General features: G+C 68.5%; 13 protein-coding genes and 2 tRNA genes. 3 read left to right on the top strand and 12 right to left on the bottom strand.

The features are described from left to right. Positions 1-255: 255 nt before the first annotated feature. Positions 256-328: transfer RNA gene (locus tag QMO76_RS12555), tRNA-Lys, on the bottom strand. Positions 329-657: 329 nt separating this feature from the next. On the opposite strand from QMO76_RS12555, the gene QMO76_RS12550 reads away from it, so the two are divergent. Beyond that, positions 658-1,872 (top strand): Ig-like domain-containing protein, encoded by a 1,215-nt coding sequence (locus tag QMO76_RS12550; RefSeq protein WP_306361413.1) that lies wholly within the window; start codon positions 658-660, stop codon positions 1,870-1,872. A gap of 72 nt (positions 1,873-1,944) precedes the next feature. On the opposite strand, the gene QMO76_RS12545 is transcribed toward QMO76_RS12550, so the two are convergent. Together QMO76_RS12545 and QMO76_RS12540 are read right to left on the bottom strand one after the other, a co-directional pair. Further along, positions 1,945-2,322, bottom strand: coding sequence for a hypothetical protein (locus tag QMO76_RS12545; RefSeq protein ID WP_306361412.1), 378 nt, complete (start codon positions 2,320-2,322; stop codon positions 1,945-1,947). 121 nt (positions 2,323-2,443) lie between these two features. Next, positions 2,444-3,400, bottom strand: a complete 957-nt coding sequence (locus QMO76_RS12540) for a LysR substrate-binding domain-containing protein (protein ID WP_306361411.1) — start codon at positions 3,398-3,400, stop codon at positions 2,444-2,446. A 93-nt stretch (positions 3,401-3,493) separates the two neighbouring features. Here QMO76_RS12540 and QMO76_RS12535 point away from each other — a divergent pair, with 93 nt between their 5' ends. Beyond that, positions 3,494-3,670: a hypothetical protein gene (locus QMO76_RS12535; RefSeq protein ID WP_306361610.1), complete on the top strand. Its 177-nt coding sequence runs from the start codon at positions 3,494-3,496 to the stop codon at positions 3,668-3,670. 31 nt (positions 3,671-3,701) lie between these two features. On the opposite strand, the gene QMO76_RS12530 is transcribed toward QMO76_RS12535, so the two are convergent. The 7 genes from QMO76_RS12530 to orn form a co-directional block, all read right to left on the bottom strand. Next, positions 3,702-5,192: an amino acid permease gene (locus QMO76_RS12530; protein WP_306361410.1), complete on the bottom strand. Its 1,491-nt coding sequence runs from the start codon at positions 5,190-5,192 to the stop codon at positions 3,702-3,704. Between the two features lie 34 nt (positions 5,193-5,226). Beyond that, positions 5,227-6,297: a Glu/Leu/Phe/Val dehydrogenase dimerization domain-containing protein gene (locus QMO76_RS12525; protein WP_306361600.1), complete on the bottom strand. Its 1,071-nt coding sequence runs from the start codon at positions 6,295-6,297 to the stop codon at positions 5,227-5,229. A 142-nt stretch (positions 6,298-6,439) separates the two neighbouring features. Beyond that, positions 6,440-9,916, bottom strand: coding sequence for an indolepyruvate ferredoxin oxidoreductase family protein (locus QMO76_RS12520; RefSeq protein ID WP_306361409.1), 3,477 nt, complete (start codon positions 9,914-9,916; stop codon positions 6,440-6,442). Positions 9,917-10,113: 197 nt separating this feature from the next. Then, complete coding sequence (locus QMO76_RS12515) at positions 10,114-10,590, bottom strand: Lrp/AsnC family transcriptional regulator (RefSeq protein WP_306361408.1); 477 nt, start codon at positions 10,588-10,590, stop codon at positions 10,114-10,116. A 49-nt stretch (positions 10,591-10,639) separates the two neighbouring features. Then, the gene (locus QMO76_RS12510; protein WP_306361407.1) at positions 10,640-11,053 is read right to left on the bottom strand and encodes a hypothetical protein; all 414 of its coding nucleotides are present in this window, start codon (positions 11,051-11,053) and stop codon (positions 10,640-10,642) included. A gap of 148 nt (positions 11,054-11,201) precedes the next feature. Then, a tRNA-His gene (locus tag QMO76_RS12505) sits at positions 11,202-11,274 on the bottom strand. Positions 11,275-11,329: 55 nt separating this feature from the next. Continuing rightward, positions 11,330-11,968, bottom strand: coding sequence for an oligoribonuclease (orn, locus tag QMO76_RS12500; protein ID WP_306361406.1), 639 nt, complete (start codon positions 11,966-11,968; stop codon positions 11,330-11,332). A 239-nt stretch (positions 11,969-12,207) separates the two neighbouring features. On the opposite strand from orn, the gene QMO76_RS12495 reads away from it, so the two are divergent. Continuing rightward, positions 12,208-13,965: a helicase HerA-like domain-containing protein gene (locus tag QMO76_RS12495; RefSeq protein ID WP_306361405.1), complete on the top strand. Its 1,758-nt coding sequence runs from the start codon at positions 12,208-12,210 to the stop codon at positions 13,963-13,965. 231 nt (positions 13,966-14,196) lie between these two features. Here the strand turns inward: QMO76_RS12495 and lysA are convergent, their stop codons facing one another. After that, the gene (lysA, locus tag QMO76_RS12490; RefSeq protein WP_306361404.1) at positions 14,197-15,537 is read right to left on the bottom strand and encodes a diaminopimelate decarboxylase; all 1,341 of its coding nucleotides are present in this window, start codon (positions 15,535-15,537) and stop codon (positions 14,197-14,199) included. A gap of 144 nt (positions 15,538-15,681) precedes the next feature. Continuing rightward, positions 15,682-16,476: a mycolate reductase gene (gene cmrA, locus QMO76_RS12485; protein ID WP_306361403.1), complete on the bottom strand. Its 795-nt coding sequence runs from the start codon at positions 16,474-16,476 to the stop codon at positions 15,682-15,684. Positions 16,477-16,576: the final 100 nt, after the last annotated feature.

Raw genomic sequence — 16,576 nt, 5'->3', positions numbered from 1 at the left:
GGCTTCAGTCGATGGGGAGTGAGCGATAACGCCGCGTTGAGCGCGGTTCGAACCGGCCGTGCCGGGAGTGCGCGTGACCGGCGACATGCCAACTTCCGAGGGGCCTTCCCTGGCTGCCCGAATGCGCTCAGGGCCGGGGACGGCCCCTGACAACCTGCGGCGCTGAATTTTTGGTGTTTCTTGGTATGGGTTCCGATCCAGCGGCAGAACGAAAGAAGTCCCTGACCAGATCGCCTGGTCAGGGACTTCTCGTTGTGCGCCATCAGGGACTCGAACCCCGAACCCGCTGATTAAGAGTCAGCTGCTCTGCCAATTGAGCTAATGGCGCGTGCCGTGGGGCTCGCCGGTGTGTCGGGAGCTCTGCGGTGCGGAAGAAACCTTAACAGGCGGAAGGTCTGAAAGTGAAATCGGCCGGTCTAGCTGGGAGTTTGGTTCGGGTGGACGGATGTGATCATCCGTGTTAACGGAATCGGGCTCGGAATGGATGAAGGGGGCGAACGCTGCGGAGGGTGGTTGTGGTCGTGTGTCTGTGTCCCTGGGGCCTGGCAGAATGATCGTGTCTCGACCGCTCCCCGCAGGCGTGGTGGGTCGAGCAGGCGTAGTCGGGGTGAGGCAGCGGACCCCGCGCGCACCGAGACGTGAAGTGGGGTTGTGCATATGAGGAACGGTCAGGGCCGACGTCGATCGCGGAAGCTGCTGGGCGCAGTGGCCGTGCTGTCGGCGCTCGTGCTGGCGCTGGGGGCGTGTTCGTCCGGGTCGGGGACGGATTCCTCCACGGTCGCCATCGACTCGAATCCGATCAGCGAACTCATCAAGCCGAAGATCGTCGCGCCGGTCAAGGACGGGCAGATCGGGGTGTCGCCGGGTGATCCGCTGGTGCTCGAGGTCGAGGACGGCAAGATCAACAAGGTGAGCCTGCTCAATCCGGAGGGCCGGGAGGTCAGCGGTGAGCTGGCCGCCGACGGGCGGTCGTGGACGCTGGCCGAGCCGCTGGGCTTCGGACGGACCTACCAGCTGAGCGTGGACGCCATCGGGCTCGGCGGCGCGAACACCACCAACATGAGCTTCACCACGATCTCACCGAACAACCGCACCCACCCGTACTTGATCCCGGGTGAGAACGAGGTGGTCGGTATCGGCCAGCCGATCGCGATCCAGTTCGACGAGAACATCCCGGATCGCAAGGCCGCGCAGGACGCGATCAGGATCACCACCACTCCCGCGGTGGAGGGCGCCTTCTACTGGGTGAACAACCGCGAGGTGCGCTGGCGGCCCGAACACTTCTGGGCTCCGGGCACCAAGGTCGACATCGAGGTCGACGTGTACGGCAAGGATCTGGGCAACGGGCTGGTCGGTGACGCGGACATCACGTCCACCTTCACCATCGGCGACGCCGTGATCTTCACCGCCGACGACAACACCAAGCAGGTGACGGTGGAGAAGAACGGCGAGGTGATCCGCACCATGCCGACCTCCATGGGCAAGGACAGCACGCCCACCGACAATGGCATCTACATCGTGGCCGACCGGCACGAGAAGATCATCATGGACTCCTCGACCTACGGCGTGGCGGTGGACTCGCCCGACGGCTACAAGACGCCGGTGGACTGGGCGACGCGTATCTCCTACTCCGGCATCTTCTTCCACTCGGCCCCGTGGTCGGTGGGCGCGCAGGGGTCGTCCAACACCAGCCACGGCTGTCTGAACCTGAGCCCCGCCAATGCGCGCTGGGTGTTCGAGAACGCCAAGCGTGGTGACATCACCATCATCAAGAACACCGTGGGCGGCACGCTCTCGGGCGTCGACGGCCTGGGCGACTGGAATATCCCGTGGGAAACCTGGAAGGCCGGCAACGCGGACGACAACCGCTGATTCCAGCGAAAGGGGCTCCAGTTCGACGGCTGGAGCCCCTTTTTCGTGCGCTCGGTCAGAAGGCGGCCGCGCTCAGATGATGGCGGCGGCGGTGGCGATGGTCTGCGGCGCCTTGTTGTCCGCGATGAGGTCGCAGCCCAGTCCCGCCTTGCCCGCCAGCGCGAAGGCGCTGCCGGTCACCGCGCACAGGGTGTCGAACGGCCCGAAGAGCAGCTTGTCGAGATTCGGCAGGCCGAACGATCCGGTGCCGGTGGAGCCGGTGGTGACCAGCCCGCCGGTGGAACCGCTGCTCTGCACCGAGCCGGAGCCGGTGACCTCGGACTCCATCGGATCGTCGGCCACGTCGGTGGCCGGGGCGAACGGTTCCAGCGGAACGGCCGAGGCGGTGGCTGGAGCGGCGGTGAGGATGGCGGCGGTCGCCAGGAATGTGGTTACGGCGCAACGATTCACAAGTGCGGTCTTTCTGATCGAGCTGGTTCGGGGGCCCCGACATCACCCCGTGTCGGATGAAGTCTACGAAGATCGAGTGGGCCGCGCCACAAATTCGAAGCGATGTTGTTTCAACCACAATTTATTCGTCGGAACGCCCCGGTGAGCCGCCGGTCCGATCCGCGACCCGGCGCTGCTCGAAGCGCTCGGCGCAGCGGATCAGCACATCGGCCGGATCCGCGGGCGGCGACAACCTGCGCCAGATGGCCCGGAACTTGCGGGTCAGCGCCGCGTCGGTGAGTGGAATCTCGACCAGTGCCCCACTGCGCAGGTCGGCGTCGGCGATCAGTCGGCTCAGCACCGCCGGTGCCATCCCGGTGCGGGCGGTGGCGAGGATGGCCGCCGCCGATCCGAGTTCGGCGGCGGGCGGCACCGGTTCGGCCTGCGCACCGAGAATTTCCCAGAGTGTGTCGCGGGTGCCGGAGCCCGGTTCGCGCCACAGCAGCGCGGTGCGCGCGAGCTCCCGCGCCGTCACCGGCGTCCGCTGCCGCGCCCACGGATGCGCGATGCCGACCACGACGACCAGGTCGTCGGCCCCCAGTACCCGGCTGCCCAGGTCGGCCGGGGGATGGGGGCCCTCGACGAAGCCGAGATCGGCCTGTCCGTCGCGCACCCACGCCTCCACCTGCCGCGAATTGCCCACCTCGAGGGCCACCGCGATCTCCGGCCGCGCCTCCCGCAGGGCCGTGAGCCAGTGCGACATCCGGTGGTCGGCAATGGTTTTCGACGCCGCTATGCGCAGCCTCGGCCGGTCGGCGGCGCGCAGGGCGGCGACGCCCTCGGCGAAGGTGTGCGCCGCGGCCAGTATCGGCCGCGCGTGGTCCACCACCGCCCGCCCGGGGTCGGTGAGCACGGATCCGGTGGGGCCGCGGTCGAGCAGTCGCAGTCGCAGCCGTCGCTCCAGCGCCGAGATCCGCATGCTCGCGGCGGGCTGGGTGATTCCGTGTCGCCGTGCCGCCGCGCCCAGACTGCCCAGCTCTCCGACCGAGGCGAGCAGGTCCAGCACCTCGAGGTCGGGCATTCCCGGCGGCAGACTCATAAGCGTCGATTATGGGGTGCGCTCGATTCGGTGGCTACCGGAAAGCGCGTGCCGGACGCAGGCTCGAGGGGCGACAATTCCCGAGGAGACACCATGACCTATGTCATCGGCGTGGACTGCGTCGACCTCTTGGAGACCCTGCCGGGACGCGACGAACCGCTCGGCATTCCCGGCGGACCCTTGAAATTCGGCGAGGCGGTGGGCGTGGACACGCCTTTCGTCGCGCGATTCCAGCGCTGTGACAGCGAGAAACCCCGGCCCCCCTCATGATCGGGCCGGGGTTTCCGCGATCGGCGGGTGGCTACCGCACCGGTGTGACCACCGGGTCGTCGAGATCGCGCCTGCGTCCCAGCACCGAGTGGTGGCGGCTGTAGGCGAAGTAGATGACGGTGCCGAGCACCATCCAGACCACGAAGCGCAGCCAGGTCTCGATGGAGAGGTTGACCATCAGCCACAGGCAGGCCAGCGCCGCCACGATGGGCAGCACCGGGACGAACGGGACGCGGAAGCCGCGCGGCAGGTCCGGGCGGGTGCGGCGCAGGATGGGCACGCCGACGGCGACCATGACGAAGGCGACCAGCGTGCCGATGTTCACCATTTCCTCGAGGGTGCCGAAGTCCACGAAGCCCGCGAGCAGCGCGCAGACCACGCCGACGATGACGGTCAGCCGGACGGGAGTGCCCTTCGAACCGGTGTGCGCGAGACCGCGGGGGAGCAGTCCGTCGCGCGCCATGGCGAACAGCACCCGGGTCTGGCCCAGGAACATGACCATGACCACGGTGGACAGACCCGCCAGCGCCCCGATGGCGATGATGTTCTTCACCCAGGTCGCCCCGTGGATGGCGAAAGCCGTTGCCAGGGTGGCGTTCTCGCCTTGCAGCTGGGTGTAGGACACCATGCCGGTGAGCACCAGCGAGACGGCCACGTAGAGCACGGTGACAATGGCAAGCGAACCGAACAGGCCGCGCGGCATATCGCGCTGCGGATTGCGGGTCTCCTCGGCGGTGGTGGCGACCACGTCGAAGCCGACGAAGGCGAAGAACACCAGGCTGGCCGCCGACAGCAGCCCGAACCAGCCGAAGCTGGTGCCGCCGGAACCGGTCAGGAAGGCGAACAGCGACTGCCGCAGCCCCTCGGCCTTCTCCGACTCCTGCGCGGGCGGAATGTAGGGCGACAGGTTCGACGCCTTGAAGTAGGTGGCACCGACCACCAGCACCAGCGCGATCACCCCGAGCTTGATGGCCACCGCGATGGCCGACACTCGCGAGGACAGTTTGGTGCCGGTGGCCAGCAGCACGCCGACAGCGGCGATGATCGCGACCGCGCCCCAGTCGAAGTGGATCGAGCCGATGGTGAGGATCGGCGCGTCGGTGCCGAGCACCGCGCCCAGATACTGCGACCACCCCTTGGCGACCACCGAGACCGCGAGCGCGAACTCCAGGATCAGATCCCAGCCGATGATCCAGGCGATGAGCTCACCGAAGGTGGCGTAGGCGTAGGTGTACGCACTGCCCGCCACCGGGACCGTCGAGGCGAACTCGGCGTAGCACAGCGCCGTGAGCCCGCAGGCGATGGCCGCGAAGACGAAGGCCAGCGAGACCGACGGCCCGGCGACGTGTCCCGCGGTGCGGGCGGTGAGGGTGAAGATGCCCGCGCCGATGACCACGGCCACACCGAAGATGGTGAGGTCGCGGGCCGTCAGATCCTTGCGTAGCTTGGCATCCGGATCATCGGTGTCCTGAATCGACTGTTCGACGGATTTGGTGCGGAGTAATCCGCTCGCGATCGCCACTGTTGTCTCCTCTCTGAAACTCCCTGCGGCGCTGTCAGATCGCGCGCGGGATGGCGTCGAGTCGCCGCTCGGCGAATCGGTTGGCGGCGGCGCCGGAGCCGATGCCCTCGGTCCGCGCCACGGCGAGAATGTCGCGGCAGCGGTCGAAGATGCGGGTCACATCGGCTTCGACCGCGGCCGCGTCGGCCCGGCGCAATTCGCCTTCTACCTGGATGAGTCCGCCCGCATTGGCGACGAAATCGGGCACCCAGGTGATGCCGCGCTCGCCGAGCGCGTCCTCCACCGCGGGCGTCGCCAGCTGGTTGTTGGCCGCGCCGCACACCAGCTTGGCCTCGATATCGGCCACGCTCGACGCGGTGAGCGTGCCGCCGAGCGCACAGGGCGCGTAGACGTCGACGGGCGCGGTGGCCACCGAACTCAGCAGCCGCACCGGCGGGTGCTCCTGCGAGATGCGCTGGAGCGCGGCCTCGTTCACGTCGGTGACGCAGACCTCCGCGCCGTCGGCGAGCAGCATGGCGATGAGTTCGCGGCCGACCTTGCCGACACCCTCGACGCCCACCGTTCGGCCCGCGAGAGTGGGCTGGCCCCAGACGGATTCGGCACCGGCGCGCATGGAGTGGAAGACGCCGAGAGCGGTCAGCCGGGCGCTGTCACCGGAACCGCCCGCGGCCTTGCTGCGGCCGGTCACGTGGCCGGTGTGCTTGCCGATGATGTCGAGATCGTCGGTATTGGTGCCGACGTCACCGGCCGTGATGTAGCGGCCGCCGAGCGTTTCCACGAACCGCGCGTAGGCGGCCAGCAGTGCCTCGGTCTTGTGCACGGCCGGATCGCCGATGATGACGGCCTTGCCGCCGCCCAGATTCACGCCCGCGGCCGCCGCCTTGTAGGTCATGCCCCAGGACAGTCGCAGCACATCATCGAGCGCCGCGGCCTCGGTGGCGTAGGGGTAGAAACGGGTGCCGCCGAGGGCGGGGCCGAGTGCGGTGGAGTGGATGGCGATGATCGCCTTCAATCCGGTCCGGTCGTCCTCGCAGAACACGACCTGTTCGTGGCTTCGGGCGCTCACGTCGTGCGAGCGGGCGAAAACCCCTGCGTCGGTGTGCATCGCGGTCACAATGGTTCCTTTCTGGATGCCGCCCGGGTGGGGCGTGCGGGAGTCACCCGCCGGGGTGTGGCGGGCTGATGCCGCTGGTGTGCGGCGGGGGTGCCGAATGACGTTTCGGCGGAACGCGTTCGGGAGAACGGGGTCAGAACTCGATGCCGAGCTCGTGCAGCCGGGCCCGGTACAGCTCGACATTGCCGAGCTTGATGTCCTCGTAGCCGCGCACCACATCGGGCAGGGCGGCGGCCTCGGCGGCGATGTCGTAGCTGTCGGCGCTCAGGTCGGCGGCGAGGCGGCGCACCATGGCGGTGTAGTGGGACAGCAGTTCCCGCTCCACCTTGCGCACATGGGCGTAGCCGAATGGGTCCAGCTTGGTGCCGCGCAGCGCCTTGCCCTTGGCGAGCACCTTCAGTGCCACATGCGATTTCGGACCCAGGCCGATCTTCTTCTTGCGGCCGAGCGCGCGCAGCACCGGCGGATGCAGTTTGTAGGTGAGATTCTCCCCGCCCGGCACCTGCGCCCGCACATCGGCGAGGAAGTCCGGATCCACCAGCAGGCGGGCGACTTCGTACTCGTCCTTGTAGGCGGTGAACTTGTACAGCCCGCGCGCCACGGCCTCGCTGAAGTCGGTGCGCTCGGTGACGTCGCGCTCGGCGCTCCACACGAACTGCACCGTCTCGACGAACCGCCGGGCTACCTTGGCGTTCTGGTAGCTCACCAGTTCGGCGGCGCGCAGTTCCACCAGTCGGCGCACCTCACCGTCGAAGGTGGTGTCGGCCAACAGGTTCGCGGGGAGGGCGGCCCGCTCGCGGCGCGGTCGGTCCGGTTCGACCGCGGCTTGGAACGCGGCCGGATCGGCGACCGCGACCCGGCCCCACCGGAAGGCCGCGATATTGGCGGACACCGCGACACCGTTGATGCCGATGGCCTCCTCGATGGCGGCGGCGGGCAGGCGCAGTCCGCCGGCCTGGAAGGCCGCGCCGACCATCAGGAAGTTCGCCGCCGCGGTACTGCCGAACAGCCGCTGCGCCGCCGCCAGATGATCGAACCGGCGCAGCGAATTCGACACCGACGCCAGGCGATCAAGCAGCGACTCGGTGGCCGGGTAGGTGACCGACTTGTCGTACACCATGTCACCGGTCGGCGTCTGGCTGGTGGAGGCGACGGCCACCGTGCCCGCCGGATCGCCGTACTGGAGGTTCTTCGGATCGGCGGCGGTGAGCAGGTCGATGGCCACGATGCAGTCCGCGCTGCCCGGCGTGAGCCGGTTGGACGGCTCCAATTCCGTTGCCGAGAACCGCAAATGGGAGATGACGGGCCCGGCCTTCTGGCTCAGGCCGATCTGGTCGAGGCTCTCCACCTCGTATCCGGCGCGCAGCGCGGCGGTGGCGAGCACCTGGTTGACCGTGACGATGCCGGTGCCGCCGATACCGGCGATGAGCACGTTCTGGGTGCGCCGCGGTGCCCCCAGCCCCGGATCGGGCACGGTCGGCGGCTCGAGCGGCTCGTCCCGGGTGCGGCCCTGCTCGTCCCCGGGCGTCAGCTCGACGGTGACGAAGGACGGGCAGTCGCCGTCCAGGCAGCTGTAGTCGGTATTGCAGGAGGTCTGGTCGATGCGGGTCTTGCGGCCGAACTCGGTCTCCACCGGCTGCACCGACAGGCAGTTGGACTGCACGCCGCAGTCGCCGCAGCCCTCGCAGACGGCCTCGTTGATGACCACGCGGGTGTTGCGCACGGGCAGCTTGCCGCGCTTGCGCTGCCGACGGGCGTCGGCGGCGCAGTGCTGGTCGTAGATCAGCACGGTGACGCCCTTGATCTCGCGCAGCATGCGCTGGGCCTCGTCGAGCCGGTCGCGATGCCACAGCAGGGTGCCCTTGGCGAGCGCTTTGCGGTTGTGCCGCTTGGGTTCGTCGGCGCAGACGATGATCTGCTCGACGCCCTCGACGGCGAGCTTGTGGGTGAGCTGCGCGACGGTGAGCCCGCCCTCGACGTCCTGCGCGCCGGTCATGGCGACGACTTCGTTCCACAGCAGTTTGTAGGTGATGTTCACGCCCGCGGCCACGCACGCCTGCACGGCGAGCTGCCCGGAGTGGAAGAAGGTGCCGTCGCCGATGTTCTGGAACAGGTGCGGCACATCGGTGAAGGGAGCCTGGCCGATCCACTGGCTGCCCTCGCCGCCCATCTGGGTCAGCCCGGTCACCGCGCTGTCGTCGCGGCCGGACATGGTCACCAGGGTGTGGCAGCCGATCCCGCCGCCGCCGATGGAGCCCTCGGGCAGTGCGGTGGAGCGATTGTGCGGGCAGCCGGAACAGAAGTACGGGGTGCGCTTGGCGGACAACACCTCCAGCGACAGCGGCGGCGGCGCGGCCTTCTTCAATTCCACGTGGTCGCGCAGCACCCGGCGCAGCGGGCCGAGCAGGCGACCCGGGGTGAGTTCGCCGTCGAAGGGCATGAGCAGTGCGCCGCGCTCGTCGTGCTTGCCCAGAATGCGCGGAGCATCGGTTGTGCCGTACAGGATTTCGCGGATCTGGGTTTCGATGAAGGCCGTCTTGTCCTCGACCACGACGAGCCGGTCGAGACCGCGGGCGAACTCGGTGATCCGCTGTGCGCCGACCGGGTAGGGCATACCGATGCGCAGCAGCCGGATGCCCGCGCTGTGCAGGGCCGCGTCGTCGACGCCGAGATCCAGCAGCGCTTGCCGCACCGCGTCGAATGTGGTTCCGGTTGCGGCGATTCCGACCTTGGCGTCGGTGGGGTTCACCTCGATGACATCGAGATCGTTGACGGCGCCGAAGGTGCGGACCAGCTCCCAGCGTGGACCGTACAGGTCGGCCTCGGCCAGTACGCTGTCGGTCGGTGCCGCCATGGGCCGCTGCCGGTAGACGAAAGGCCTCCCCTCCCAGGTGATCTCGGGTACCGTCAGCGGCCGGTCCGCGACCGCGGCATCGACGGTCCACGCCCCGTCGGCCACATCGGCGACGATCTTCATGGCGACCACGCAACCCGAGGCACGCGAGAGCGCCACGCCCTGCATGCCCATGGTGATGATCTCCTCCGCATTGCGCGGGAACAGCACCGGAATGCCCATGGCCGCCAACGAGCGCTCGCTCACCGCGGGCACCGTGGATGATTTGGAGGCCGGATCGTCGCCGACCAGCAGCAGCACCCCGCCACGCGGATTGACGCCGTACATATTGGCGTGCCGCAATGCGTCGGTGGCCCGGTCCACGCCCGGCCCCTTGCCGTACCAGACACCGACCACACCGTCATGGGTGGGCGTTCCCGCGGGCAGATCGGCCTGGCTGCCCCACACCGAGGTGGCCGCGAGTTCCTCGTTCAGCCCCGGCACGAAGGTGATGTCGTGTTCGGCCAGCACGTTCGGCATGCCGAGCAGCATCTTGTCCACGCCGCCCAGCGGGCTGCCCTGATAGCCGGAGACGAAGGTCGCGACCCGGCGGCCCGCACGAATATCACGCACATGCTGTTCGACCAGCAGCCGGGCGATGGCCTGAACGCCGGTGAGCAGGACCGGTCCGGCCCCGGAGCGATACCGGTCGGCGAGGTCGTACGGCGCGGTCGGCTCGGCCTGCGGTAGCGAGGACGGGCAGGCAACGCTGGTCATGAACTCTTCACCACACTTTCCACAACCCAGATCGTGAGCTGCGAACGAAGGGACTAGCGATCGGTGCAGCGAAATCTGCCGTGAAGGTGTGATCTGTGTCAACAGTCGGGCGAATCGTTGATCAGATTGCTCAAAAGTGATCTAGGGCACTCGGGGTCGTGCGTCATTTTGCTCGAGCGCGGGTGTCGCCGGTCACATTACTGTCTGCCGGTCAGGTGCTCCACGAGCGGCAGGGCCCGGTAGGGGATCGGCGTCGCCAGCGCGAGCATGGTCTCGGTGTGCTTGACCCCGGGAATGGCGTGCACGCGCTGGATGATCTCCAGCAGATCCTGCTGGGTCTCCGCGGCGATGCGCACCAGCAGATCCGACCGCCCGGTGGTCGCGTGCACCTCGAGGACGTGCGGGAACTCACGCAGCGCCGCCACGATCGCGTCCATCTTGTTCTGATCGAGTTCGATGCCCAGCAGCGCGTGCACCGCGAAGCCGATGGCCTGCAGGTCGATGCTGGGCGGATACCCGACCACGACGCCCGCGGCCTCCAACCGCTTCATCCGCGCCTGCACGGTATTGCGCGCGATGCCCAGCCGCTGCGCCAGTTCGAGGATCGGCGCACGCGGGTCGGACGCCAGCTCCGCCAGCAGCGCGGAGTCCAATGCGTCGATCTTGATGGTCATGCCGCATTGTGGCACAGCGTTTCCGGCGCTTCCCGGACGCCGGGGCGACTCATTCCCGGCCGTGGCCGATGACCGTGACCTCGTCGAGCAGGACCACCGGATCGCCGAGATTGTCCTTGCCGGTCAGGGTGATGGTGCCGGTGAAGACATCCCCCTGCCGGACCGCGTCGCCGCCCGTGCCGACCACCTGCGCGCGGGATCCGTTGATGGTGTAATACTCCTCCGGCGCGCCGGAGAGGAAGGCCAGCGTCCACACCGCGGCGTCGGAGTACACGAATCCGTAGACGCGTGCCTGCTCGCCGACGTGCCCGCGGTGGTCGCGCAGCATGCCCTTCACCTCGGTCTCGGCCGGGGACTCCGGCTCGGCCGTGGTCGGCGACGCGGGGGATACCGCGGTCCCGGCCGCGCCGAACAGCGGCGCGACTGCCAGCACGGCGGTGGCAACAGCATTCCTACCGAACATCTTTCGCATCCGTCCTCATGGATTTCCCGTCCCCTGGGGATTCCCACGATCATGGTGGGCGAAAACCCGGATGGCTCAGTGCGGCCGGAAACACACTCGGGCCGGACATGCGAGAAGCCCGGTCCTGAGGGACCGGGCTTCCGCTCGGGGTGACCGACGGGACTCGAACCCGCGACAGCCAGGATCACAACCTGGTGCTCTACCAACTGAACTACGGTCACCATCACCGGGTAACTTCCGGCGCGGTAGATCGTAGCGCGAACCGGCGTCCAGTTCCTAATCGGCTGATGAGGGGGTGTTTCCGGGGCGGGATTCGGCACCGGTCAGGTCGGCGGCCACGGCGGCGATCTCCGCGGTGGAAGGGCCGGGGGCGGGCACGAACGCGGTGCGGCGGTAGTACTGGAGCTCGCGAATGGATTCGCGGATATCGGCCAGGGCGCGGTGGGCGAGACCCTTCTCGGGCTGGCCGAAGTAGATGCGGGGATACCAGCGGCGGGCCAGTTCCTTGATGGAGCTGACGTCGATCATGCGGTAGTGCAGGTGCGCGTCCAGGGTGGGCATGTCACGGGCGATGAAACCGCGGTCGGTGGCGATGGAGTTGCCCGCCAGCGGCACGGTGCGCGGGGTGGGCACGTACTGCTTGATGTAGTCGAGGATCTGCTGCTCGGCCTCGGCGACGGAGACGGTGGAACGGCGGACCTCGTCGGTCAGCCCGGAACGGGCGTGCATCTCGGTGACCACCGGCGGCATGGCGGCCAGCGCGGCATCGTCGGCGTGGATCACGATGTCCACGCCCTCGCCGAGAATATTGAGGTCACTGTCGGTGACGAGCGCGGCCACCTCGATCAGCTTGTCGCTGTCGAGCCGTAGGCCCGTCATCTCGCAGTCGATCCACACCAGGTACTTGTCGCTCACCGGAGACACAGTAGCCGCTCCGTCGTGGTCCGCCGGGCGCACCCGGACCGCGTTGCCCCAGCGTGTTCGGCGTGGCGTCGGACGCTGCGGCGGTGCCGGTCTTCGGCCGCGTCGGGGCGGGGGCGGACCGACCGCGCGTTATCGTTTGTGACAGATCCGCGTGTGATCAGGCGGTCGGTTTGTTGTTCGGCGGTGTGTTCGGCAGAGCAGGCAGTGGCAGATCAACGGAGGACGGCGCGATGACCACCCCGCAGGAAAAGGCAGCGGCGGCCCGCAGGGCCGCGGAGGAAGCGGCGCGCGTCGCGGCGGAGGCGGCCGCCGCGGCCGAGGCCGCCGAGCGGGAAGCGGCCGAACAGGAAACCGCGGAGAAAGCAGCGGCGGCCGTACCAGACGCTGCGGCGAAGGACGCGGCGGCAGCGGACGCGAAGGCAAAAGACACGGAGGCAAAGGGCGCGGCGAGTTCGGCCGAGTCCGCCGCGGCGGCGATCGCGGCCGGTTACGCCTTCGAGGGGCTCGCCCTGGAACTGGGCACCGTCATTGTGGACGGTGAGGTCAATCCCTCCGCGCGCGTGCGTATTCCAATGAAGACCATGAACCGCCACGGTTTGGTCGCGGGTGCCACCGGCACCGGTAAGACCAAGACCATCCAGGGCATCGCCGAGCAGCTGTCGGCGGCGGGAGTGCCGGTCGTGCTGGCCGATATCAAGGGCGACCTGTCCGGGCTCGCGCAGCCGGGACAGGCCGATGACAAGATCCTGAAACGCGCCGGGGAGACCGGTGTTCCGGACTGGAAGCCGACCGGCTTTCCGTGCGAGTTCGTCTCCCTGGGCACCGGTGGCATCGGCGTGCCGATTCGCGCCACCATCACCTCCTTCGGTCCGATTCTGCTGTCGAAAGTGCTGGGGCTCAACGAAACCCAGGAATCCACGCTGGGCCTGATCTTCCACTGGTCGGATAAGAACGGCTTCCCGCTGCTGGATCTGAAGGATCTGCGCTCGGTGATCCAGTTCCTCACCAGTCCCGAGGGCAAGGAGGATCTCGAGGGCATCGGCGGCGTCTCCGCCGCCACGGCGGGCGTGATCCTGCGCGCCCTGGTGAATCTGGAGGCCGAGGGCGGTGACACCTTCTTCGGTGAACCCGAACTGGATCCGGCGGATCTGCTGCGCACCGCGGGCGGCCAGGGTGTGATCACGCTGTTCGAACTGGGTGCGCAGGCCGCGCGCCCGCAGATGTTCTCGACCTTCCTCATGTGGGTGCTGGCCGATCTGTTCCAGACGCTGCCGGAGATCGGCGATATGGACAAGCCGAAGCTGGTGTTCATCTTCGACGAGGCGCATCTGCTGTTCAACGACGCGTCCAAGGCGTTCCTGGACCAGGTGGAGCAGACGGTCAAGCTCATCCGCTCCAAGGGCGTCGGCGTGTTCTTCTGTACCCAGTTGCCCACCGACATCCCGAATTCGGTGCTCTCACAGCTGGGCGCGCGCATTCAGCACGCGCTGCGCGCCTTCACCCCGGAGGACCAGAAGGCGCTGTCCAAGACCGTGCGCACCTACCCGAAGACCGACACCTACGATCTCGAAAAGGCGCTCACCTCACTGGGTATCGGCGAGGCGGTGGTCACGGTGCTGTCGGAGATGGGCGCGCCGACGCCGGTGGCCTGGGCCCGCATGCAGCCGCCCCGCTCGCTCATGGACACCATCGGTGACGACGGCATCCGCTCCCGTGCCCAGGCGAGCACCCTGTACGTCAAGTACGGTCAGACCATCGACCGCGATTCGGCCTACGAGATCCTGGCCGAGAAGGTCGCCGCCGCGGCGGAGCGGGACGAGGACGAACCCGCGCCCACCCGGTCCCGTTCCCGCCGGGCCGAGCCGGTGGAGGAGTCCATGGCCGAGAAGATCGTCAACAACGCGGCCTTCAAGAACTTCCTGCGCTCCGCCGCCACCGTCGCCGGACGTGAGATCGGCCGCAGCATCTTCGGCACCAGGAAGCGGTGACGTACGGCCCCGAAACAGGCAGGAGGGTTTCGGGGCCGGACTTGACCTTGCCCCCGGGGCAAGGTTCGACCATCGTCACCATGAACAGCGCACTGCACATCCTGGCGACCACCCTCGGCGAACAGATCGCCGAATCCTGCGAATCCCACGGCATTCCCGGCTACGTGGCGGGCATCCGCCACCGCGGCGAGCAACTCGTGCTCGCGCACGGCACCGGGCGGCCATGCGCGGTCATCCCACGTCGCGGCGCAGCAGGTCGTCGATCGTCTCGCGGCGCAGCAGTTCGCGGCAGCGGCCGCCGCCGATCGCCACGATGGGCGGGCGGCCGACGCCGTTGTAGGTGGAGGCGAGGCTGTGGTGGTACGCGCCGGTGCACGGCACCGCCAGCACCTCGCCGGGCCGCAGGTCGGCGGGGAGCCGCACGTCGGCGGCGAGGATGTCGCCCGCCTCGCAGTAGCGTCCCGCGACGGTGGCGGTCATCTCCGGGCCGACGGGGTGCCGGTTGGCCACCACGGCGTCGTAGCGCGCGCCGTACAGCGCCACGCGGGGGTTGTCGCTCATCCCGCCGTCCACGGTCACGTAGGTGTGGCCGTTGTCGATCCGCTTGATGGACAGCACCCGGTACAGCGTGATCCCGGCCCGCGCCAAGATGGCCCGGCCGGGTTCGACGGCGATCCGCGGGCGCGGGTAGCCGTAGCGCACGCAGGCTGCGTCGAGGGCGTCCTCGACGATGTCGGCGAGTTCGGGCAGGTTCATCTCGGCGTCACCGCAGCGGTAGGCCACCGCGTGCCCGCCGCCCAGATCCAGTTCGGTGAGCAGGTGGTCGTGGTCGTCGCGCACCCGCGCCATGGCGGCGACCAGGCGGCGCACCGCCTCACCGAACGGGAAGGTGTCGCAGATCTGCGAGCCGAGGTGGCAGTGGAAGCCGACCAGGCGCAGATTCGGTTGCCGCAGTACGCGTTCCACGGCTTCGGCGGCCAGGTCGCTGCCCAGCGGGAAACCGAACTTCTGGTCGGCGACGCCGGTGCGCACCGCCGGATGCGAGTCGATGTCGATATCGGGGGAGATGCGCAGCAGCACGCGCTGCGGTTTCGTGGCCAGCGCGGCCAGCAGCGGGATCTCGGTGAGCGAGTCGATCACGATGCGGCCGACCCCGGCGCGCACCGCCGCCTGCATCTCGTGGAACGGCTTGCCGTTGCCGTGCAGGATGATTCGCTCCGGGTCCACACCGGCGGCCAGCGCGATCGCCAGCTCCCCGGCCGAGCACACGTCGAGCGAAAGTCCTTCGGAGGTAACCCATTCCGCCACCGCCCTGGTGAGCAGCGCCTTGCCCGCGTAGATGACCTCGGCGTCCGGGAAGTACTTGCGGTAGGCGCGGCAGCGGCCGCGCACCTCGTCCTCGGCCAGCACGTAGGTGGCGGTGCCGTACTGGTCGGCTATATCGGAGAGGGCAACCCCGCCGACGGTGATGCGTCCGCCCGTGTCGTAGTGGGTGTCGGTCGGCCAGACCGACGGGGCCAGTCGCGGCACCATCGTCGATCCCAGGGAGGGGAACATGTCGAGCAGCGTCACGGTGTCTCCAGCTGTCGTCCCCGCCGTTCGGTATGCGGGGCCGCTGTCAGGACTACGCCGATTCCGGGGGACCGGCGCACCCGATAACGCTGCTTTGACGGCCTCCCGGGCGATCTTGACGGGTTCCTGACCCCCGGGGCCGACTCAGCCGCCCAGCTTCTTGTACACCGATCCGGCGACCACCGAGGTGATGGAGCGCGGGCCGAACTGTCCGGCCAGGCTCATCCCCTTGCTGAGCACGCCCGGAACGATGCGCATCCGGTTGCGGGCCAGGCCGTCGATGGAGATCTTGGCGGCGTGCGCGGCGGAGACCCAGACGAAATCCGGGATCTTGTTGCCCACATCCTCCTGATCCGGGTTGTCGGTGCGCACCGGGCCGGGGGCCAGCAGGGTGACGTGGATGCCGGTGTCCTTGAGCTCACCGCGCAGCGATTCGGAGAAGGTGTTGGTGAACGCCTTGCTCGCGGCGTAGGTGGCATTGTTGGGGATGGGCATATTGCCCGCCGCCGAACCGGTGATGAGGATGCCGCCCGCGCGCCGCGCCAGCATGCCCGGCAGCACCGCGAGGGTGAGATCGTGCACGGCGACGGCATTGAGTTCCATGATGTCGCGCTCGTAGTCCAGGTCCAGGTCGGCCAGCGCGCCGAAGGTGGCCACCCCGGCGTTGTTGCACAGGATCGCGATATCGCGGCCGGAGAGCTCCTTGGACAGCGGAGCCCGCTGCTCCCGATCGGACAGGTCCACCGCGCGGACCTCGGCGATCACGCCGTATTTCTCGGCCAGCCGCTGCGCCAGCTGGTTCAGCAGATCCTCGCGCCGGGCGACGAGGATGACGTTGTAGCCGCGCGACGCGAGCTCGGTGGCGAGGGCGGTGCCGATACCGGACGAGGCTCCGGTGACGACGGCACGGTTGTCAGCGGTGGGTACGGGAAGACTCACGATTGGCGAGCTTACCCGCCTCTCCGTGACTTCAACGGCCGGCCGCGAGCCGTCGTCGGTCGTGCACCCGTGCCGGCGGTGAGTGCCGAAGCCATGTTGG

The sequence above is a fragment of the Nocardia sp. CC227C genome (assembly GCF_030767025.1).
Taxonomy (GTDB): domain Bacteria; phylum Actinomycetota; class Actinomycetes; order Mycobacteriales; family Mycobacteriaceae; genus Nocardia.
Note: the sequence above shows the minus strand (reverse complement) of the source record. Positions and strands in the feature narration are given on the sequence as shown.